This window comes from Streptomyces katrae, assembly GCF_000717655.1.
GTDB lineage: Bacteria > Actinomycetota > Actinomycetes > Streptomycetales > Streptomycetaceae > Streptomyces > Streptomyces katrae_B.
The window spans coordinates 135,643-154,805 of record NZ_JNZY01000015.1; the positions used below are offsets into that span (position 1 = coordinate 135,643).

The 19,163-nt window shown below is 73.1% G+C and carries 20 protein-coding genes and 1 tRNA gene; 14 read left to right on the plus strand and 7 right to left on the minus strand.

Features of this window, described 5'->3' with window-relative positions; all coding sequences use genetic code 11:
* The first annotated feature begins 132 nt into the window (after window positions 1–132).
* The 3 genes from IF09_RS0120155 to IF09_RS0120165 all read left to right on the plus strand — a co-directional run bounded on the left by IF09_RS0120155 (window position 133) and on the right by IF09_RS0120165 (window position 4,619).
* Complete coding sequence (locus tag IF09_RS0120155) at window positions 133–1,551, plus strand: family 2B encapsulin nanocompartment shell protein (RefSeq protein ID WP_030297614.1); 1,419 nt, start codon at window positions 133–135, stop codon at window positions 1,549–1,551.
* Window positions 1,552–1,677: 126 nt separating this feature from the next.
* Complete coding sequence (locus IF09_RS0120160; protein WP_051832670.1) at window positions 1,678–3,354, plus strand: glycoside hydrolase family 71 protein; 1,677 nt, start codon at window positions 1,678–1,680, stop codon at window positions 3,352–3,354.
* 95 nt (window positions 3,355–3,449) lie between these two features.
* On the plus strand, window positions 3,450–4,619 hold the full coding sequence (locus tag IF09_RS0120165; protein ID WP_234321079.1) for an aminotransferase class V-fold PLP-dependent enzyme: 1,170 nt from the start codon (window positions 3,450–3,452) through the stop codon (window positions 4,617–4,619).
* Window positions 4,620–4,626: 7 nt separating this feature from the next.
* Here IF09_RS0120165 and cobF read toward each other — a convergent pair whose 3' ends face one another.
* Window positions 4,627–5,379, minus strand: a complete 753-nt coding sequence (cobF, locus tag IF09_RS0120170; protein ID WP_030297624.1) for a precorrin-6A synthase (deacetylating) — start codon at window positions 5,377–5,379, stop codon at window positions 4,627–4,629.
* Window positions 5,380–5,397: 18 nt separating this feature from the next.
* Here cobF and IF09_RS0120175 point away from each other — a divergent pair, with 18 nt between their 5' ends.
* From IF09_RS0120175 to IF09_RS0120190, 4 genes are read left to right on the plus strand one after another with little or no spacing between them, the layout of a single operon-like run.
* Entirely contained in the window at window positions 5,398–6,153 is a 756-nt protein-coding gene (locus IF09_RS0120175; RefSeq protein ID WP_030297626.1) for a (Fe-S)-binding protein, read from the plus strand.
* Window positions 6,150–7,643, plus strand: a complete 1,494-nt coding sequence (locus IF09_RS0120180) for a lactate utilization protein B (RefSeq protein ID WP_030297628.1) — start codon at window positions 6,150–6,152, stop codon at window positions 7,641–7,643. The genes IF09_RS0120175 and IF09_RS0120180 overlap by 4 nt, the downstream gene beginning before the upstream one ends.
* Window positions 7,640–8,278, plus strand: coding sequence for a LutC/YkgG family protein (locus IF09_RS0120185; protein WP_030297629.1), 639 nt, complete (start codon window positions 7,640–7,642; stop codon window positions 8,276–8,278). Before IF09_RS0120180 ends, IF09_RS0120185 begins: the two co-directional genes overlap by 4 nt.
* Window positions 8,279–8,283: 5 nt before the next feature.
* Entirely contained in the window at window positions 8,284–8,673 is a 390-nt protein-coding gene (locus IF09_RS0120190; RefSeq protein WP_030297631.1) for a VOC family protein, read from the plus strand.
* A 54-nt stretch (window positions 8,674–8,727) separates the two neighbouring features.
* Here IF09_RS0120190 and IF09_RS0120195 read toward each other — a convergent pair whose 3' ends face one another.
* On the minus strand, window positions 8,728–9,261 hold the full coding sequence (locus IF09_RS0120195; RefSeq protein WP_030297632.1) for a DUF309 domain-containing protein: 534 nt from the start codon (window positions 9,259–9,261) through the stop codon (window positions 8,728–8,730).
* A 107-nt stretch (window positions 9,262–9,368) separates the two neighbouring features.
* On the opposite strand from IF09_RS0120195, the gene IF09_RS0120200 reads away from it, so the two are divergent.
* A tRNA-Pro gene (locus tag IF09_RS0120200) sits at window positions 9,369–9,442 on the plus strand.
* 131 nt (window positions 9,443–9,573) lie between these two features.
* On the opposite strand, the gene IF09_RS47985 is transcribed toward IF09_RS0120200, so the two are convergent.
* Window positions 9,574–9,699, minus strand: a complete 126-nt coding sequence (locus tag IF09_RS47985; protein ID WP_267882161.1) for a hypothetical protein — start codon at window positions 9,697–9,699, stop codon at window positions 9,574–9,576.
* Between the two features lie 347 nt (window positions 9,700–10,046).
* Here IF09_RS47985 and IF09_RS0120210 point away from each other — a divergent pair, with 347 nt between their 5' ends.
* Genes IF09_RS0120210 through IF09_RS0120230 form a run of 5 tightly spaced genes read left to right on the plus strand, consistent with a single transcriptional unit; the run spans window position 10,047 to window position 14,460 of the window.
* The gene (locus IF09_RS0120210; protein WP_078613357.1) at window positions 10,047–11,705 is read left to right on the plus strand and encodes a sensor histidine kinase; all 1,659 of its coding nucleotides are present in this window, start codon (window positions 10,047–10,049) and stop codon (window positions 11,703–11,705) included.
* Window positions 11,702–12,109 (plus strand): roadblock/LC7 domain-containing protein, encoded by a 408-nt coding sequence (locus tag IF09_RS0120215; RefSeq protein WP_030297636.1) that lies wholly within the window; start codon window positions 11,702–11,704, stop codon window positions 12,107–12,109. The genes IF09_RS0120210 and IF09_RS0120215 overlap by 4 nt, the downstream gene beginning before the upstream one ends.
* Window positions 12,106–12,465, plus strand: a complete 360-nt coding sequence (locus IF09_RS0120220; RefSeq protein ID WP_030297640.1) for a DUF742 domain-containing protein — start codon at window positions 12,106–12,108, stop codon at window positions 12,463–12,465. Before IF09_RS0120215 ends, IF09_RS0120220 begins: the two co-directional genes overlap by 4 nt.
* Window positions 12,446–13,066, plus strand: coding sequence for a GTP-binding protein (locus tag IF09_RS0120225; RefSeq protein ID WP_030297642.1), 621 nt, complete (start codon window positions 12,446–12,448; stop codon window positions 13,064–13,066). Before IF09_RS0120220 ends, IF09_RS0120225 begins: the two co-directional genes overlap by 20 nt.
* On the plus strand, window positions 13,063–14,460 hold the full coding sequence (locus tag IF09_RS0120230) for a cytochrome P450 (protein ID WP_030297643.1): 1,398 nt from the start codon (window positions 13,063–13,065) through the stop codon (window positions 14,458–14,460). Before IF09_RS0120225 ends, IF09_RS0120230 begins: the two co-directional genes overlap by 4 nt.
* Before the next feature lie 2 nt (window positions 14,461–14,462).
* On the opposite strand, the gene IF09_RS0120235 is transcribed toward IF09_RS0120230, so the two are convergent.
* From IF09_RS0120235 to IF09_RS0120245, 3 genes are all read right to left on the minus strand, one after another.
* Window positions 14,463–15,581 (minus strand): terpene synthase family protein, encoded by a 1,119-nt coding sequence (locus IF09_RS0120235; protein ID WP_030297644.1) that lies wholly within the window; start codon window positions 15,579–15,581, stop codon window positions 14,463–14,465.
* Window positions 15,582–15,583: 2 nt separating this feature from the next.
* Window positions 15,584–16,495: an SAM-dependent methyltransferase gene (locus tag IF09_RS0120240; RefSeq protein ID WP_030297645.1), complete on the minus strand. Its 912-nt coding sequence runs from the start codon at window positions 16,493–16,495 to the stop codon at window positions 15,584–15,586.
* A gap of 180 nt (window positions 16,496–16,675) precedes the next feature.
* Window positions 16,676–17,263 (minus strand): hydrolase, encoded by a 588-nt coding sequence (locus tag IF09_RS0120245; RefSeq protein WP_030297646.1) that lies wholly within the window; start codon window positions 17,261–17,263, stop codon window positions 16,676–16,678.
* A gap of 156 nt (window positions 17,264–17,419) precedes the next feature.
* Between IF09_RS0120245 and IF09_RS0120250 the strand changes: the two genes are divergently transcribed.
* Window positions 17,420–17,974 (plus strand): DUF6434 domain-containing protein, encoded by a 555-nt coding sequence (locus IF09_RS0120250; protein WP_030297647.1) that lies wholly within the window; start codon window positions 17,420–17,422, stop codon window positions 17,972–17,974.
* A gap of 22 nt (window positions 17,975–17,996) precedes the next feature.
* On the opposite strand, the gene IF09_RS0120255 is transcribed toward IF09_RS0120250, so the two are convergent.
* Window positions 17,997–19,133, minus strand: coding sequence for an MFS transporter (locus tag IF09_RS0120255; RefSeq protein WP_030297654.1), 1,137 nt, complete (start codon window positions 19,131–19,133; stop codon window positions 17,997–17,999).
* Between the last annotated feature and the right edge of the window lie 30 nt (window positions 19,134–19,163).

The window sequence follows — 19,163 nt, forward strand, 5'->3', positions numbered from 1 at the left end:
GCTTCCAAATCTGGAATGGCACCGCACCACCGACCGCTACAACTCCGCGGGCCGGGACCCGGCCCGGGACGACAGCCCGACGCACGGTCCGGAGCACGGCCCGGCGCACGGCCCGAACGGAGGGACCCCGGCATGACCACCCCCGAAGCCCCCACCCCCGAGGCCGAAGCGGCGGCCCGGCAGGCCGCCCTCAGCACCGCGGCCGCCCGGAAGCTCGCGACCACCACCAAGTCCGTCCCCCAGATGCAGGGCATCAGCTCCCGCTGGCTGCTGCGCGTACTGCCCTGGGTGGACGTCACCGCGGGCACCTACCGCGTCAACCGGCGACTGAGCCACGCCGTGGGCCGCGGCCGGGTCTCCTTCGTGCAGACCGGCGCCGACGACGTGCGCATCCTCGCCCCCACCCTGGGTGAACTCCCGACCCTCAAGGGCTTCCAGGACCAGGAGGTCCTCGAGGACCTCGCCGTCCGCTTCGTCAAACGGGACCTGCGCGCCGGCGACACCCTGGTCGAGGAGGGAGCGCCCGTGGAGGAGGTCTTCGTCATCGCCCACGGCCGCCTCGAGAAGCGCGCCCAGGGCAAGTACGGTGCGCCGGACGGCCTCGGCGTCGTCGCCGACGGCGACCAGCTCGGCGACGACGCCCTCGGCCGGCCCGAACCGCGCTGGGACTACTCCGTACGGGCCGCCACCGCCGGCACCGTGATGGTGCTGCGCTGGCGCGCCTTCCAGGAGGTACTGGAGCGCTCCGCCGCCCTGCGCGCCCACCTCGAACAGTACGTGGAGAACGGCCGCCGCCCGGTCAACCGGCGCGGGGAGGCCGACATCGAGCTCGCTTCCGGCCACGCCGGCGAGGCCCTGCTGCCCGGCACCTTCGTCGACTACGACCTCAGCCCGCGCGAGTACGAACTCTCCCTCGCCCAGACCGTCCTGCAGATCCACACCCGCGTCGCCGACCTCTACAACGACCCGATGAACCAGTTCGAGCAGCAACTACGGCTGACCGTCGAGGCGTTGCGCGAGCGCCAGGAGTGGGAGCTCGTCAACAACCGGGAGTTCGGGCTGCTCCACAACGCCGCGTACGAGCAGCGCATCAACACCTGGTCCGGGCCGCCCACCCCCGACGACCTCGACGAGCTGGTCACCATGCGCCGCGGCACCAAGGTGCTGCTGGCCCATCCCAAGGCCATCGCCGCCTTCTTCCGCGAGTGCAACAAGCGCGGGCTCGTCCCCGACTCCGCCGAGGTCCAGGGCAAGTCGGTGCCCGCCTGGCGCGGGATCCCGCTGCTGCCCTGTGGCAAGATCCCGATCGTCGGCGGCCACACCAGCTCGATCCTCGCGCTGCGGACCGGCGAGGAGCAGGAGGGCGTCATCGGCCTGCGGCCGACCGCGATCCCCGAGGAGTACGAACCCGGCCTGAACGTCCGCTACATGGGCATCGACCAGCGCTCGATCATGTCCTATCTGGTCAGCGCCTACTACTCGGCGGCCGTCCTCGTCCCCGACGCACTCGGGATCCTGGAGAACGTGAACGTCGCCGCCGCCCGTTCCTGACCGCCGGCCGGCCCCGGCCCGGTTGCCGCCCCCTGCCCCTGCGAACGGTTGTCCGGAAGCCGCCGATCGGCTCTACTGCTGTGCAAGTCCCGCAACCGGGGCACAGTGCAGGGGAGGGCATCCACGATGAGTTCGCACCGCCGCCGCCGGGGGTTCCGGGGCCGGCCTCTGCTGACCCTGCTCGCCGCCGCCTTCCTGCTCGTCGGCGTCTGCGCCGCCACCGGCATCGCCTGGGACCCGTTCGCCCGCGCCTCCGGCCGGGAGGGCGCAGCCGCCTCCGCGATCGGCACGCCCTGGACCGCCGGTTCCGACACCGGCTCCGCGACCCCCACACCGGGTGCCACCGGCCAGGGCCCGCCCGCCCCCGGCGGGAGCCCGGGCGGTGAGGACCAGAGCCCGGGCAACGCTGCCGGCGCGGAGGACGCCGACGGTCAACGGCCCGCCGGAGCCCTGCCCTTCGACCTGCCCGCACCGGCCGCCCTGCGCACCGGCGGCGCGGGCAGGAAGCTGGTGTTCGCGCACTACTTCACCCCGTACCCGCTCTCACTGGACAACGCGAGCGCCGACGCCGACTACTACACCCGCAACTATCTGAACCCGGGCGGGGAGAACGGCAAGCACGAGCGGTACGGCGGCCTGCTGCGCGACCGGCCGCTGCCCGTCCGGCCCAAGGACGGCAACTGGGAGCGCGCCAACCTCGAGCAGGAGGTGCGCACCGCCCGCGCCGCCGGGCTCGACGGGTTCACGCTCGACATGCTCTCCCTGTCCGGGCCGAACCGGGACCGCGCCCGCCTCCTGATGGAGGCCGCCCATGCGGTCGACCCCGCGTTCAAGATCATGCTGATGCCGGACATGACCTCGTTGAACACCGACGAACCCGGCGTGCTCGCCGACGCCGTCGCCGCCCTCGGCAAGGCCCCCGCCGCGCACCGCCTCGGTGACGGCCGGCTCGTCGTCTCCCCGTTCAAGACGGAGGCGAAGGACGTCGCCTGGTGGACGAAGGTCCTCGACCTCCTCAAGAGCCGGCACGGCATCCGCACCGCCTTCGTCCCGACGTTCCTCGACTTCGACGCCAACAGCGCACGGTTCGCGCCGATCAGTCACGGCTTCTCCGAGTGGGGCAGCCGCAGCTACGTCGGCCAGGACAGCGCCACCCGCGACGTGCAGCGGGCCCACGGCATGGGCAAGATCTGGATGCAGCCCGTGTCGGTCCAGGACGCCCGCCCCAACCAGGGCATCTACGACGAGGCCGGCAACACCGCCACGCTGCGCTCCACCTGGACGCACGCCATCGACGACGGCGCCGACTGGGTGCAGCTCACCACCTGGAACGACTACTCGGAAGGCAGCCAGTTCGCGCCCTCGCTGCACAACGGCTACGCCTACCTGGACCTTTCCTCGTACTACCTGACCAAGTTCAAGACGGGCAGCTGGCCGGAGATCGTCCGCGACACGCTGTACGTTTCCGCGCGCACCCAGTTCGCCGCGGCCGACCCCACAGGCAGCCAGTCGCTGGTGATGTCCCTGCGCAAGGGCAGCGCCGCACCCCGCGACACGGTGGAGGTGCTCAGCTTCCTGACGGCCCCGGCGACCGTCCGCACGGCGGTGGGCACGGCCCGGGACGAGCACGAGGCCCCGGCCGGCATCCACTCCGCACTGCTCCCGCTGCGCCCGGGCACCAGCTCGGCGGTGGTGGTCCGCGACGGCAAGCCCGGCGCGGAGGTGAAACTGCCCTACGCGGCGGACCACACGGTGAAAATCCAGGACCTGCAGTATTACGCCGTCACCAGCGGGCGGGACTAGGGGGTGTACCGGCCACTTTGGCGGTATTGGCCCTTCCGGGCCGTCCCGGCGGCCTGCATCATCCGGGCAACCGCACACCACCCCTCGGAGGATCCGTGACCGACCCGACCACCCCCGCCGCGCCGTTGCGTCCTGCCGGGCCCGCCGTGTTCCCGGGGGGACCCGGGCTGTTCCGGCTGGACCCGGAGATCGCCCACCTCAACCACGGGTCGTTCGGCGCGGTGCCGATCCCCGTGCAGGAGGCCCAGGCCGCCCTGCGCGAGGAGGCGCACGCCGACCCCGACGCCTTCTTCATCGCAGCCGCGGACCGGATCGCCGGGGCCCGCGCCCGCATCGCACGGCACCTCGGCGCCGACCCCGACGGCGTCGCCTTCATCGCCAACGCCACCGAGGGCGCCAACCTCGCCCTCGACGCCGTCCCGTTCGCCGACGGCGACGAGATCCTGGTCACCGACCACGGCTACGGCACCGTCGTCGCGGCCGCCGCCCGCCGCGCCCGGGTCACCACCGTCGCCCTGGACCCGAACCTGCCCGACGAGGACGCCGTACGCGAGACCGTGCTGGCCGGGCTGACGCCCCGTACCAAGGTGGCGCTGCTCGACCACATCAGCTCGCCCACCGCCCGGCTCATTGCCTCGCCCCGGCTGCTCGCCGACCTGGCCGCCCGCGGCGTCACCACCGTCGTGGACGGGGCGCACGCCCCCGGCATGATCGCGGACCCGCTCGCCGGGGGCGCCGACTTCTGGTTCGGCAACCTGCACAAATGGGGGTACGCGCCCTCCGGCAGCGCCGTCCTCGCCGTCGCCCCCGGACACCGGAGCCGGGTCCGGGCGCTGGTGCCCTCCTGGGAGGACGCGGACGGGTTCCCCCGCTCCGTCGAGAACCGCGCCACCGCCGACTACACCGGCTGGCTCGCCGCCCCCGAGGGCCTGGACCTCCTCGACCGGCTCGACGCCGCGAAGGTGCGGGCCCACAACAGCGCACTGGCCGCCCACGGCGCGGCCCTGCTCGCCGAGATCCCCGGGCTCACCCCGCTCCCGTACACCGAGGGCCTCGCCATGCGCTCCTTGCGGCTGCCCCCCGGCACCGCCGAGACCCACGAGGACGCGTGCGCCCTGCGCGAGCGGATCGCGGCGGACCTGGGCATCCGGGTCCTGATCTGGGCGTGGCCGGGCGGCGGAGGCATCCGCGTCTGCGGGCAGGTCTACAACCGGCCCGAGGAGTACGAACGCCTCGCCGCCGAGCTCCCGGCCTTCTTGAACTGACGGAGAGTCAGCCGCGCCGGAGCAGGTACGTGTCCATGATCCAGCCCTTGCGGGCGCGGGCCTCGGTCCGGAGTTCCTCGATCCGGCCCGAGACCTCCGCCAGCTTCCCGGAGACCAGGATCTCGTCCGGTGTGCCGACGTAGGCGCCCCAGTAGATGAAGAGGTCCTGGTCGAGGTGGGCCGTGAAGGCGTGCCGCGCGTCCAGCATCACCACCACGTCGTCCACGTCCTGCGGCCAGCCCTCGGCCAGCCGCCGCCCGGTGGTGATCTGGACCGGCCGGCCGACCCGGTTCAGGTTGGTCCGGTGCCGGGCCAGCAGCGAGGAGATGCTGCTGATGCCGGGCACGACCTCGTGCTCGAACGCCACCCGGCCCCGCTCCAGCACCTCGTCCAGGATGGCGAGCGTGGAGTCGTACAGCGAAGGGTCGCCCCAGACCAGGAACGCCCCGGTCTCGCCCTCCGCCAGGTCCTCGGCGATGAACCGCTCGAAGATCTCGGCCCGCGCGCTGCGCCAGCCGTCCACCGTCGGCGCGTACTGGTCCGGGGTCCGGTCCCGGTCCGGGTCGCGGCCCTCCACGAGCCGGTGGCCGGGGCGGGCGTGCTCGTCGAGCATCGCGCGCCGCAGCCCGGTCAGATCCGCCTTCTCCTCCCCCTTCTCCAGGATGAGGAATGCGTCCGCCGCGCCGATCGCCTTGACCGCCTGGAGGGTCAGGTGGTCCGGGTCGCCCGCGCCTATGCCGATCACTGAGAACTTCTTCACGCCGCTATTCTGCCCCTCATGCGTGCCGCCCTGTTCGTCACCTGCGTCAACGACGCGCTGTACCCCCGGACCGGCATCGCCGTCGTACGCCTGCTGGAGCGGCTCGGCGTCGGTGTGGACTTCCCGGCGGCCCAGAGCTGCTGCGGCCAGCCGCAGTACAACACCGGCTACCGGCGCGAGAGCGAACCGCTGCTGCGGCGCACCGCCGCGGCCTTCGCGGGGTACCCCTACGTGGTCACCCCGTCGGGTTCCTGCGCCGCGATGGTCCGGGCCCACTACCCGCGCATCGCCCGCCTGGCGGAGCAGGAGGGGCGGGGCTCCGGGCTGGTGGCGCAGGCGGAGGACCTCGTACCGCGCGTCTACGAGCTGACCGAGTTCCTGGTCGACGTGCTCGGGGTGACCGATGTGGGCGCGTACTTCCCGCACACCGTCACCTATCACCCCTCTTGTCATGGCTTGCGGGGGCTCGGGCTGGGGGACCGCCCGCGGCGGCTGCTGGCCGCCGTCAAGGGCCTGGACCTGATCGAGCTGCCCGGCGCCGAGGAGTGCTGCGGCTTCGGCGGCACCTTCGCCGTGAAGAACCCGGACGTGTCGGCGGCGATGGGCACCGACAAGATCGACAGTGCGGTGGGGACGGGCGCGGACGTGCTGTGCGGCGCCGACAACTCCTGCCTGGCCCACCTCGGCGGGATCCTGCACCGCAGGGGGGACGCGATGCGCGCCCTGCACCTCGCCGAGATCCTGGCCTCGACGGAGGAGGAACCGCTGCGATGACGGGCACGTTCATGGGGATGCCCGCCTTCCCCGCCTTCCCGGAGGCGGCGCGCGAGGCCGTCGGGGACGGGGTGCTGCGCGCCAACCTCCGGCACGCCACCCACACCATCCGCGACAAACGGGCCCGGGCGGTCGCCGAACTGGCCGACTGGGACCGGCTGCGCGCGGCGGGCAAGGCCGTCAAGGACCACACCCTCCGCCATCTCGACCGCTACCTGCTCCAGCTGGAGGAGTCCGTGACGGCCGCGGGCGGCACCGTCCACTGGGCGGCCGACGCGGACGAGGCCAACCGGATCGTGACCGGGCTGGTGCTGGCCACCGGCCACCGGGAGGTGGTCAAGGTCAAGTCCATGGCCACCCAGGAGATCGGCCTCAACGAGGCCCTCGAGGCGGCGGGGATCGCCGCGTACGAGACGGACCTGGCCGAGCTCATCGTCCAGCTCGGCCACGACCGCCCCTCGCACATCCTCGTCCCGGCCATCCACCGCAACCGGGCCGAGATCCGGGACGTCTTCGCGGCGGAGATGGGCCGTTGGGGCCGCCCGGCGCCGGACGGGCTCGGCGACGACCCGCGCGAGCTCGCCGAGGCCGCCCGCCTCCACCTGCGCGAGAAGTTCCTGCGGGCGAAGGTCGGGGTCTGCGGCGCCAACTTCATGGTCGCCGAGACGGGCACGATGGTCGTCTTCGAGTCCGAGGGCAACGGCCGGATGTGCCTGACGCTGCCCGAGACCCTGATCTCGGTCGTCGGCATCGAGAAGGTCGTGCCGTCCTTCCGGGACCTGGAGATCTTCCTGCAGACGCTGCCGCGCTCGTCCACGGCCGAGCGGATGAACCCGTACACGACGATGTGGACGGGGCTGGGCCCTTCGAGAGGGGCGGACGGCGACGGCCCCTCCGCCTTCCACCTCGTCCTCCTCGACAACGGCCGCACCGACACCCTCGCCGACCAGGTGGGCCGCCAGGCACTGCGCTGCATCCGCTGCTCCGCCTGCCTGAACGTCTGCCCGGTGTACGAGCGCGCCGGCGGCCATGCATACGGCTCGGTCTACCCCGGGCCGATCGGCGCCATCCTCAGCCCCCAACTGCGGGGCACCGGCAGTGAGATCGACGCCTCGCTGCCGTTCGCGTCCACCCTGTGCGGGGCCTGCTACGAGGTCTGCCCGGTCGCCATCGACATCCCCGAGGTCCTCGTCCACCTGCGCGAACGGGTGGCCCAGGGCGGCCCGGTGACCCGCGAGGGCGTCCGCGTGCGGATCCGCCCCGCGCACGGCCACACCGCCGAACGGGCCGCGATGCGGGCCGCCCGACTGCTCCTGGACCGCCCGGGCGCGCTGCGCGCGGGGGAGCGCCTCCTGGCCCGGTCCCGCCGGCTCCGGCCGCGCCGCCTGCCCGGCCCCGGCCGTGCATGGACGGACACCCGGGACCTCCCCGAGCCCCCGCCGGAGCCGTTCCGCGACTGGTGGGCGCGGGAGCGGGGAGGGCGGGCATGAGCACCCGGGACCGCATCCTGGGCCGGATCCGCCGGGCGGTGGCGGACGGCGCCCCGGACCCCGCCGTCCCCCGGGACTACTTCCAGGTCCACGGCACCCGTACGCCGGCGGAGACGGCGGACCTCCTCGCCGCGAACCTCGCCGAGTACCGCGCCGAGGTCCACCGGGTGGACGAGGACGGCCTCGCGCTGCTCCTGATGCGGCTGCTGGCCGCGCGGGGCGCGCAGACCGTGCTCGTGCCGCCGGCCCTGCCCCCCTACTGGCTCGCGGCAGCCGATCCGACCCGCATCCACGACCGGGCCGTGTCCACGACGGCCGAACTGGACGGGGTGGACAGTGTGGTGACCGGCTGCGCCCTGGCGATCGCCGAGACCGGCACGATCGTCCTCGACGGCGGCCCCGACCAGGGCCGTCGCCGCATCACCCTCGTCCCCGACCACCACATCTGCGTGGTCCGGGTGCCCGACCAGGTGGTCGACTCGGTCCCGCAGGCCCTGCGACGCCTCGACCCGACGCGGCCGCTGACCTGGATCTCCGGACCCTCCGCCACCAGCGACATCGAGCTCGACCGGGTGGAGGGCGTGCACGGCCCGCGCACCCTGGAGGTGGTCCTGCTGACCGGACGAGCAGAATGAGTCCCATGTCCGCATACATCGCCCTCACCGCCCTCGTCGTCCACGACTACGACGAGGCCATCGACTTCTACACCCGCGCCCTCGGCTTCACCCTCGTCGAGGACACCGCGCGCCCGGACGGCAGCCGCTGGGTCGTGGTCCGCCCGCAGGGCGCCACCGAGGCGGCACTGCTGCTGGCCCGCGCAGGCGACGAGGCGCAGCGCTCCCGGGTCGGGAACCAGACGGGCGGCCGGGTCGGCTTCTTCCTGTACACGGACGACTTCGCCCGGGACCACACCCGGATGACGGCGGAGGGCGTCCGCTTCCTGGAGGAGCCGCGCCACGAGACGTACGGCTCGGTGGCCGTCTTCGAAGACCTCTACGGCAACCGCTGGGACCTCCTCGAGCCGGCGTAGCCGTCGCCGGGCCCCGGCCGCCCGGAGCGGCACCACCGGCGACCCGGGCCGGGGTCAGACGGGGCTCGGGCCGTCCGGCGGCGCGGCGAGCCGCGGGGCCTCGGCCGCCGCGTCGACGGCCGGGCCGGCCTCCACCCGCCCGGCCAACTCCCGGGCCCAGCGGACCAGCCCCGGCACATCGATCCCGTGGAGCTCCCGAGCCCCGGCGACCCCGGCGCTTCCCCCCGCCCCGTCCCCCTCGGGCCCGGCCAGGGCGGTGGCCCCGCGGCGCAACAGGCGGGCGCCGCCGACGGCGTTTCCGCGTGCGGCGTGCGTGAGGCCGACCGCCAGCTGCGCGAGAGCCCGCCACAGCGGTGCCTCGGCCGGCGGGCCGGACTTCCAGGCGTCCTCGAACACCTCGTGCGCATGGAACGGCATCCCGGCGTCCAGCAGCCGCTGCGCCTCGCCCAGCGTCTCGGCGGGCGTCCGCACGACCCCCTCGGGCTGCCGCTCCACCCCCGGCGCCCCGTAGGGCAGCGGCCGCCCCAGCCCGTCCCGGGGCCGCGCGCTCCGCGCCCGCCCCTCACCGTCCCGATCCCGTCCGTTCACCAGGCCATCCTCCCTCCCGCCGGAAACCGGTGCATGCGCACCCCTCTACGTGGGGTAATGTTCTGCATGTGCCGCAGGGACGGGGAAACCCCAGATCAGCAGCACAACGGGACGTGGCGCAGCTTGGTAGCGCACTTGACTGGGGGTCAAGGGGTCGCAGGTTCAAATCCTGTCGTCCCGACTCGAAAGAGTCGTAGATCAGGGGCCGTTTCGGAGAAATCCGAAACGGCCCCTGATCGTTTTCCGGCACCTTCGGGGCGTCGATCGGCCGTCCGCCCGAGGCCGGTCGAGGGCGGACGGCCCGTCTCACGGCTACTCGCCTGCGGGGGACAGCTCCTGGGTGACACGTTGGACGAATCCGGTGGCCGACTGCTCCAGCGCTGGCGGCTCGGCGGTCAGGCCGATGAAATCGGGCAGCCTGTACCCGAGCTCTGCCAAACGGGATGCGATGGCGTGGGGGAGCGCTTCGTGGCGTTGGCAGGCCTGCAGGACGTGAGTGGGCCGGACCGACGGTGGGTGGCGGGAATCAGCCGAACCGTGAGGGGCGGCGTGACGGCGCGGTGGGGGGGTGCAGACCGGGCGGAGGGCGGCCGCTGCCGGGGCTGCCGGGGCGGCGTACGGGGTGTATGCGCTCCTTGTCGACCGCGGGTTTCGGCCAGATCCGGGAGGGTCAACCCGCTTGCTGCGTCCGGATCATGACCTGCTGTCAAGAGCCGTGCACATAGACGCTAAGATTCCGGGCCGTTGTCATATGATCATTCGCTTTCGATCGTTTGAGGGTTCTGATGGTTCGCGTGGGATCGTCGCCCGGAAGTCCAGGGCCCACCTCACCCGTCGCATGGGCGCTGCCCGCCCTGCTGACCGCCGCTGCTGCGGCGATCGCCGTGGTGCAGGTGTCCGCACCTGCCCGCACCCCCGTCGCCTGGATCGGTGCCGTGGCCTTCGTGGCCGTGGCCCTGTCCTGCGGTGAGGCCGCCCGGCGCGGCAAGGCGCTGGCCGCGCTGCGGCTGACGGTCGCCGCGCACGAGGCGGCCCTGCACCGGCAGCAGGCCGAGACCGTGCGGCTGGCGCAGGAGCTGCTGCCCGATGTCGTGGAGCGGCTGCGCAAGGGGGAGTTTCCCGAGGAGGTGCTCGCCTCCCTGGAGGAGCCCGACACCCACGGGCCCGGCCTGGCACCGGAGTTCAGGGCGGCGCACCACGCCGTGCTGCGCTCGGTGCTCGACGCCGTCGTCGCCGAGGAGGACCTGCGTGACTCCGCGCAGCGGGCCTTCGTCAACATCGCCCGCCGCGTCCAGGCCATCGTGCACCAACAGGCCCAGGAACTGCGGGAGATGGAGGACCGGCACGGCCGCAGCCCGGAGGTGTTCGGGGACCTGCTGCGGCTCGACCACGGCACGGCCCTCATCGGCCGTCTCGCCGACTCCATCGCCGTGCTCGGCGGGGCGCGGCCCGGCCGCCAGTGGAGCAAGGCCGTCCCGCTGTACAGCGTGCTGCGCGGTGCCATGTCGCGGATCATCGACTACCAGCGCGTCGAGCTCCACTCGGTCTCGCAGGTCGCCGTCGTCGGACCGGCCGTCGAGCCGCTCATCCACGCGCTCGCCGAGCTGCTGGACAACGCCACCCGCTACTCGCCGCCGCAGACCAAGGTCCATCTGACCGCCGTGGACGTGAACTCGGGCATCGCCGTCGAGATCGAGGACGGCGGCGTGAGCATGAGCGAGGAGGCCCGCAAGAGGGCCGAGCGCATGCTCCGCCAGGCGCAGCAGGGCATCGACCTCACCGACCTCGGGGAGACCCCGCGCCTGGGCCTCGCCGTGGTCGGCCGGCTCTCGCAGGCGTACGACTTCCAGGTCTCGCTGCGCGCGTCGGCGTACGGCGGCGTACGGGCCGTGCTCGTCATCCCGCAACAGCTGATCACCACCGCGTCCGCCGCGACCGGCGTCGCCCACGGCATCGGCACCGCCTCGGGGCCCCGCGCCGCCCTCCCGCCGGCGCCGGCCGGCGGAGCCATGACCGAGGCAGCCGTGGCAGACACCCGAGTACCGGCCGCCCGCCCGGTCACCGGCCCCCGGATGCCGGCAGCCGCCGACGAGGTACCCGCCGTGACCGAGCGGACCCCGAACGGCCTGCCGCAGCGCCGCCGCAAGACCCGCGCCGTGGCGCCGGAGCCGATAGCCACCGGGGACCGGATCACGGCAGCGGCCGAGGCGGCCGCGGACCGCGCCGGATACGGGTACGGAGCCGTGCCCGAGCCCGCGCCCGATCCCCAGCCCGAGGTACAGCCCGGGATGTGGCTGGCCGCCTTCCAGGGCGGCCTGTCGGGGGACAGCCAGACCGCCGCGAGCCAGACCGCCGCGAGCCAGACCACCGCGAGCCGGAGCGGCGCAGCAAGCCAGAACACAGACGCCTCGCCGGCCTCGGCGAGCAAGGGGGAACAGCCATGAGTCAGCAGCAGACCAATATGGACTGGATGCTCAAGGACCTGGCCGAGAGCGTTCCGCAGACCCGCCACGTCGTCGTCCTGTCCGCCGACGGCCTGCGCATGGCGCAGTACGGCGCGGAGACCGACACCGCCGACCGGCTCGCCGCCGCCTGCGCCGGACTGCAGAGCCTCGCCGGAGCCGTCGCCTCCGAACTCCCGGGCAGCAGCGGGCGGATGCGGCTCGTCGTCATCGAGATGGACGGCGGCTTCTTCTACCTGATGGCGGCCGGTGCCGGCGCCTTCCTCGCCGTACTGGCCGGCGAAGGCGTCGACGCGGGCCTGATGGGCCAGCGCATGCGCGACCTCGTCGCCCGGATCGGAGAACACCTGAGCAGCCCGCCGCGCCGCGACGGGCAGCCGGCGTGAGCAACCCCGGCGGGGACTGGGAGGACGGCACTCCCGAGCGGCTCTACGTGATCACCGGCGGCCGCAGTGGGGGGTTAGTCCCCACCCACGTCGACCTCGTCACGCTGATCATCGCCAAGTCGGGTCCCAGGCCCGGGATGCAGCCGGAGCACGCGGCGATCATGCGGCTGTGCCAGTCGCCGCTCTCGGTGGCCGAGATCTCCGCGTATCTCGGCCTGCCGGTGAGCGTGGTCACCGTACTCCTCGGTGACCTGCTCGCCGCCAAGCACGTGCTCTCCCGCCCACCCGTCGCACCCGCCAAACTCCCGGACCTGGCACTGATTGAGGCAGTCATCGATGGACTTCGAAAGCTCTGACCGGGCCACCGCGCCCCGGCGCGAGGACGCGCTGCCGGCCACGGCCGCCGCCGCAGTCAAGGTGGTGATCGTGGGCGGCTTCGGCGTCGGCAAGACGACCCTCGTCGGCTCGGTCAGCGAGATCCGGCCGCTCACCACCGAGGAGACGATGACCCAGGCCGGGGTCGGCGTCGACGACACGGCGGGGGTGGAACGCAAGACCTCCACCACCGTGGCCATGGACTTCGGCCGCATCAGCATCAACGAGGAGCTGGTGCTCTACCTCTTCGGCACGCCGGGCCAGGAGCGCTTCTGGTTCCTGTGGCGCGGCCTGTTCGAGGGCGCGCTCGGCGCGGTGGTCCTGGTCGACACCCGCAGGCTGGAGGTCAGCTTCGACGTGATCGGCCGGCTGGAAGAGCGCGGAGTACCGTTCGTGGTCGCCGTCAACTCCTTCCCCGACGCGCCCGAGCACCCCCTGGAGGAGCTGCGGGCCGCCCTCGACCTGCCCGCGTCCGTACCGCTCGTCTTCTGTGACGCCCGGCGTCGCGACTCCAGCCGCGACGTCCTGATGACGCTGATGCGCTACCTGCACTCCCTCGCCGCGACCCCGGAGGCACTGTGAGCACCACCCCCGTTCCCCAGCCGGGTGCGGCCGCCCCGCCGCCCGGCTGCCCGGCCCACCGGCTCTACGGGCCCGAGGCCGAGGCCGACCCCATGGGCCTGTACGAGAAGCTGCGCGCCGAGTACGGCGCGGTGGCGCCCGTCCTCGTCCAGGGCGACCTCCCGGCCTGGCTGGTGCTGGGCCACCGCGAGAACCTGGACGTGGCGCGCACCCCGTCCCGGTTCGCCCGCGACCCGCGCCACTGGCGGGACCAGCAGCAGGGAAACGTTCCGGCCGACCACCCCCTGACGCCGATGACCGCATGGCAGCCCGCGTGCCACCTGGTCGAAGGCATCGAGCACGAGCGGCTGCGCGGGGCGATCACCGAGTCGCTGGAGCGTTTCGACCGGCGCGGCATCCGGCGGTACGTCAAGCGCTTCGCCGACCAGCTGATCGACGCCTTCGCCCAGGCCGGAAAGGCCGACCTGGTCGCCGACTTCGCCGAGCCGCTGCCGATGCTGGTGATGACCCAGCTCGTCGGCGCGCCGGAGTCCTACGGACCCCGTCTCGTCGAGGCCGCCCGCGACATGATCAAGGGCACCGAGACGGCCGTCGCCAGTTTCGAGTTCGTCTCGGTAACCCTCCGCGAGCTGGTGGAACGCAAGCGGGTGGTGCCCGGCAGGGACTTCACCACCTGGCTGGTGGAGCACCCCACGGCACTCGGCGACGACGAGGCCGTGGAGCACCTGCGGCTGGTGCTGATCGCGGCCTTCGAGACGACCGCCAACCTGATCGCGAACACCCTGCGCATGGTGCTCACCGACCGACGTTTCCGCGCGAACCTGTCCGGCGGCCACATGACGCTCCCGGACGCCCTGGAACAGGTCCTGTGGGACGAGCCGCCGTTCATGACGATGCTCGGGCGCTGGGCCACCGGCGACACGGAGCTGGCCGGAACGCCGATCAAGGCCGGGGACATGCTGCTGCTCGGGCTGGGGGCGGGCAACGTCGACCCCGAGATCCGGCCCGATCTGACGGTACCCGTCCACGGCAACCGCTCCCACCTGGCCTTCAGCAGCGGCCCGCACGAGTGCCCCGGACAGGACATCGGCCGGGCCATCGCGGACACCGGCATCGACACCTTGCTGACCCGGCTGCCCGACCTGGAGCTGGCCGTTCCCGAGGACGAGCTCCAGTGGACGTCCTCGCTGCTGTCCCGTCATCTGGTGGCGCTCCCCGTACGGTTCACCCCGCGCGGCAGCACCGTCACCGGCTCCACTCCGGTACCCGGAGCGGGCCGGCCGGCCGCCGAGGCGCCCCGGACGGCGCCGGCGGCCCCGCCGGCCGTCCCCGTTGCGGGGAAGCGGCCGGCGGGCCGGTCCTCCTGGTGGTCACGCCTGCGCGGCCGCGGCTGACCTCAGCGCGACGAGTCGTCGAGCTGCTGCCACCACCAGGCGAGAGCCGGGACAGGCAGCGGCGCGACGCTCGGATCGCTGGGCGTGTCGCTCCAGGTGATGCCGTACGAAGCGCCCTCGACGGGCAGCACGTTGCGGTTGCGCGGACTGGCGTAGCGCGGCGCACGGTCGTGGTATTCGGTGTCCCCCGCGATCCAGTGCTCCAGCGCGGTGAGATAGCGCCCGAGCTGCTCGTCGGCGCCCTGCGCCAGCTTCTCGCTCAGCCGGACGAACAGCGTCACCGACCGGTCCCGCAGCGCGTACGCGGCGGGCAGCGCCTCAGCCGGCGTACAGCCGTCCTCCCGGGCCAGCACGTTGAGCAGGTTCTGTTCCAGCGGCCGGTGGTGGTCGTCCTTGTTGTACGAGAACAGGTCGTTGTCGCACGCGACAATGAATCCGGCGGCCTCGGTCAGGGCCTGGACGGGCGCCGAGTACAGCACCTCGGCCGGTACCTCGATGCCGGCGGCCGCTTCGCACCACGTCAGCAGGAACCGGGTCCCGCCGATCCAGCTCCGGGTCGCCGCGAAGTCGTTCAGGCTCGGCATGGTGCCCCGCTCGGCGTGGGCGGCCTGCGAGGCGGCGCCGAGCACCCACTCCTGTACGCCCTCGGTGAAGCGGCGCAGCTGGAAGGGGGTCAGCATCACCCGGGTGCGGGCCACCAGGTCCTCCAGCGCGGCGGTGTGCGGTCCCGCCGGCAGCAGGCCGGAGCCGGGCGCTTCGAGCGCGCGGATGACGCGGGTGCCCTGGTCGACGACGGATGCCGTGCGCCCCCCGCCGGTGCCGGAGTCCTGCCAGTCGTCGGCGGCGAAGGCCCAGTAACACCACTGGGCGAAGAGCAGCATCTGCTCGACGTCACCGTGGGGGACGATCCGGCTGACGAGGTCGGCGCTGCGCGAAGCCAGTCCCCACGCGCGCTCGGTGGCGTCGGGGTACAGTCCGAAGTCATCGATCCAGGCGATGGAGCGCTCTTCGAGCTCGGCCGCCTTGGGGTGGATCAGGCCCCTCTCGAACGGCCAGTAGAACGGCGGCAGTTGCCAGCCGATGCGGGAGGGACGGGTGTTCTCGCCGTACGCGGGTGCCATCGTCAGCCGCCCCCGCCGAGACGGAACAGCAGGAGCCGGGTCTCCAGCGCGTGGTCGCGCCAGATGCGGAACAGCTTGCCGTGCGTGATGGCGGACTCCCGGAGCCGCTCGCACGACCAGTGGGACGGGGTGCCGCTGCCCTCCGCACGATCCAGCTCGGCGGTGTTCCAGGCCATGGACTGGACCCAGAACTCGGCGACGCGGTCGGTGACGTCCTCGTCCTGCTCCAGCTCGAAACCGGCCGCCTCGGCGGCGGCGAGGTACTCGGTGAGGGTGCCGAGGCGCGTCTTGTAGTAGCCGTCGATGAACTCGGTCCACTCGGGCCGGCAGATGAAGTGCTCCTGGATGCCGAACCAGCCGCCGGGCTTCAGCGACCGGGCCACGACCTGGAAGAGCCGCTCGCGGTCCATGTAGCCGGAGCTCTCGTTGGCGTACGCGGCGTCGTACTTCCGGTCGGCGGCGAACGCGTGCACGTCGGCCAGGAGGGGGGTGACGCGGTCGCCCACACCCGCCTGGCGGGCGAAGTCCTCGATCACGGGTATGTGATCGGCCGCGACGGTGAGCCCGGTGACCGTCGCACCGTGCTCCTGGGCCCAGTAGAGCGACCCGCCGCCGACTCCGCAGCCGATGTCGAGGACGCTGCCCGGGGGTGTGGCGTAGGCCCCCCAACTACGTGCGGCGTGCTCGACGATGGCCTCCTGGGACTCCACGATGCGGCGCTTGAGCACCCGTTGGGTGACCGTGGTGTTCGGCGTCGCACCGGGGGCGAAGAGGCCCATGTGGAAATGGACCCTTGGTCCGGGGCCGTACTTGTGGAGGATTTCCACGGTCTTGCGGCTGTAGTAGAGCGGAACTTGGCTCTCGTCGAACTCCTGGCCACCAGCGGGGGTCTGGATGACAAGGTTGTGGTCCATCGGTTCTCCGGTCATGCGGTCGCGTGGGGGGTGTCAATCGGCCGCCCCACTCTGCCCATAAGTGATCGATGAAAGTCCTCGTTCACTTGGGTGATGAGCATAACCACAGCTGAAACGGCACCAATTCAGGCCATTTGATGTCACGTCAGATCATGGCCACGTGTGAATGGCTGGATGTCGTCAGCCGTTCAGTGCGGCGATGATCTCCGCGGTCGTGCTGACCTTGCCGATGCGCGGGAAGATCTTGCCGAACGAATGGGCGTGGGACGCGGGGTCCGTGTCGGCGGTGGCGTCCTCGGCGAAGACCAGGCAATAGCTGTGCTCCCAGGCCGTACGCGCGGTGGACTCGACGCCGACGCTGGTGGAGATGCCCGCCAGGACGATCCGGTGGATGCCGCGGCGGCGCAGCTGGAGGTCGAGCTCGGTGCCGGTGAAGGCGCCCCAGTGGCGCTTGGTCACGACGACGTCGCCGAGGGCGGCGAGCTCGGCCGGGATCTCCGAGAAGGCGGCGGGCGGCGCGGCGGCCGGGCCCGGGCGGTCGACGTCGGTGGTGGGCAGGTCGCCGCCGTCGGGCGACCAGGCGACCCTGACCAGCACGACCGGCAGCTTGTGAACGCGGAACGCCTCGGCGAGCGTGATGCCGTTCTCGAGGATCTCGGCGGCGGGCCTGGTGGTGGGCAGCGCCAGGATGCCCTGCTGGAGGTCGATCAGGACCAGGGCGGTGCCGTCGTCGAGGGTCGGGCGGGTGCGGTCGGTTGTGGCGGTCATGGGATCTCCTCGGATGGATCCGGGCGTCACGGGTCAGGCTCATGAAACACGGGTCGCGCGGGATTGGGGGCGTGGTGGCGGAGCCGGTCGAGATACCGGTTCCGGCCCCGTCGCCAACCCGGTAAATGCTCCCGGTCAGAGCACTAGTATGGGAACATGAGTACGAATACCGGGGAGGTCCGGCCCTCCCTGACCCCGGCGCTGACCGGGGCGGAGCTGACGCGCTGGTACTGGACGCTGGCCGAACTGTCCGCGCTCGCACGGGAGATGGGCCTGTCCGCCGGGGGCGGCAAGGTGGCGCTGACGGCCCGGCTGGCCGCTGCGCTCGACGGGCTCCGGCCGCCGGATCCGGTCCGGGCCCGGCGCCGCGCAGGGCGGCAGCTCACGGCCCCCGTCGACGGCGACACCGTGATCCCGGAGGGCCAGCGGTGCAGCCAGGTGCTCCGGGAGTACTTCGTCCGGGAGATCGGGCCCGGATTCCATTTCGACGCCTTCATGCGGGACTACGTCGCCCGGCACGCGGGACACACCCTCGCCGAGGCGGTCGCCCACTGGCACGGCACCCGCGCCCGGGCGGCCGAACCCCGGGAGGTCGCCTCCCAGTTCGAGTTCAACCGCTTCCTGCGCGACTGGCACGCCCGCCACCCGGAGGGCACCCGGCCGCAGGCCCTGGCGGCCTGGCAGGCCCACCGAGCCCTCCCGAAGGGCTGACCCCCGGGCGGGCAACCGCCCTTCAGGTGCCCGGCGCGGGTTCCGGCAGCCGCCGGGCCAGGGCCCAGGCCAGCAGCGGGAGAACGGCCAGGGGGAGCAGGGCCGTCCGCACGGAGGTGGCGTCCGCGACGGCGCCGATGAAGGGGCTCGCCACGCCGCCCACGCTGACCGTCAGGCCGAGGGTGACCCCGCTCGCCGTGCCCATGCGGGCCGGCAGGTAGTCCTGGCCCAGCGTGACCTGGAGCGAGAACGGCACGTACAGGGCGGCGGCCGCCAGCGCCGCGCAGACGTACACCAGGGGCAGCGGCAGGAAGAGCACGCCCGCGACGGCGGGGGCGGCCGCCGCGTACGCCCGGTGGACGGTGGTGACCCGCCCCCAGCGGGAGGCCAGCCGGCCGCCGAGCAGGGTGCCGCCCGCGCTGCCGGCGAAGAGGGCGAACAGGGCCACCGCCCCCGCGGTTTCACCGCCGCCGCGCTCGCGTACGTACAAGGCGATGAACGTGCTCAGCCCGATGAACGCGACGGACCGGACGACCACCACGAGGGAGAGCCGCAGGAAGGCCCGGCGGTCCTCGGGCCCGGCCGACGCGCCCGCGCCGCCCGCCCCCTGCGATGCCTCCGGTCCGGCCGTACGGTCCCGCGCCGGCCGGGGGAGGTTCAGTGCGACTCCGAGTGCCGCGGGGACGGCCAGCAGCCACCAGCCCGCCGCGCCGGGCACCGACAGGGCCCCCACGACGAGCAGCGGGGCACACGCGAAGCCGATGTTGCCGCCGAGCGCGAACCAGCTCATGGCCGTGTGCCCGGGGCCGCCCGCGCTCGTGCGGACCAGCCGGGCGGCCGCCGGGTGGTACGCGGCGACCCCCAGCCCGGACAGGGCGACCGCGGCGACGGTGGCCGGATAGCCGGCGTCCGCGCCGACAAGGGCGATGCCCAGCCCGGCGGCGGCCGTGCTCAGCGGGATCAGCCAGGGCATCGGGCGGCGGTCGGTCAGCGCCCCGAACAGCGGCTGGACCACGGAGGACAGCAGCGAGGCGGCCAGCACGACGCCGGAGGCGGCGGCGTAGCCGTACGCGCGCTCCGAGACCAGGAAGGGGACCAGGGCCGCGACGGCGCCCTGGTAGACGTCCACGCAGGAATGCCCGGCCGCGTAGGCGGCGATGCGGCGCCGCCGCGCCGGAGCGGTCTTGGC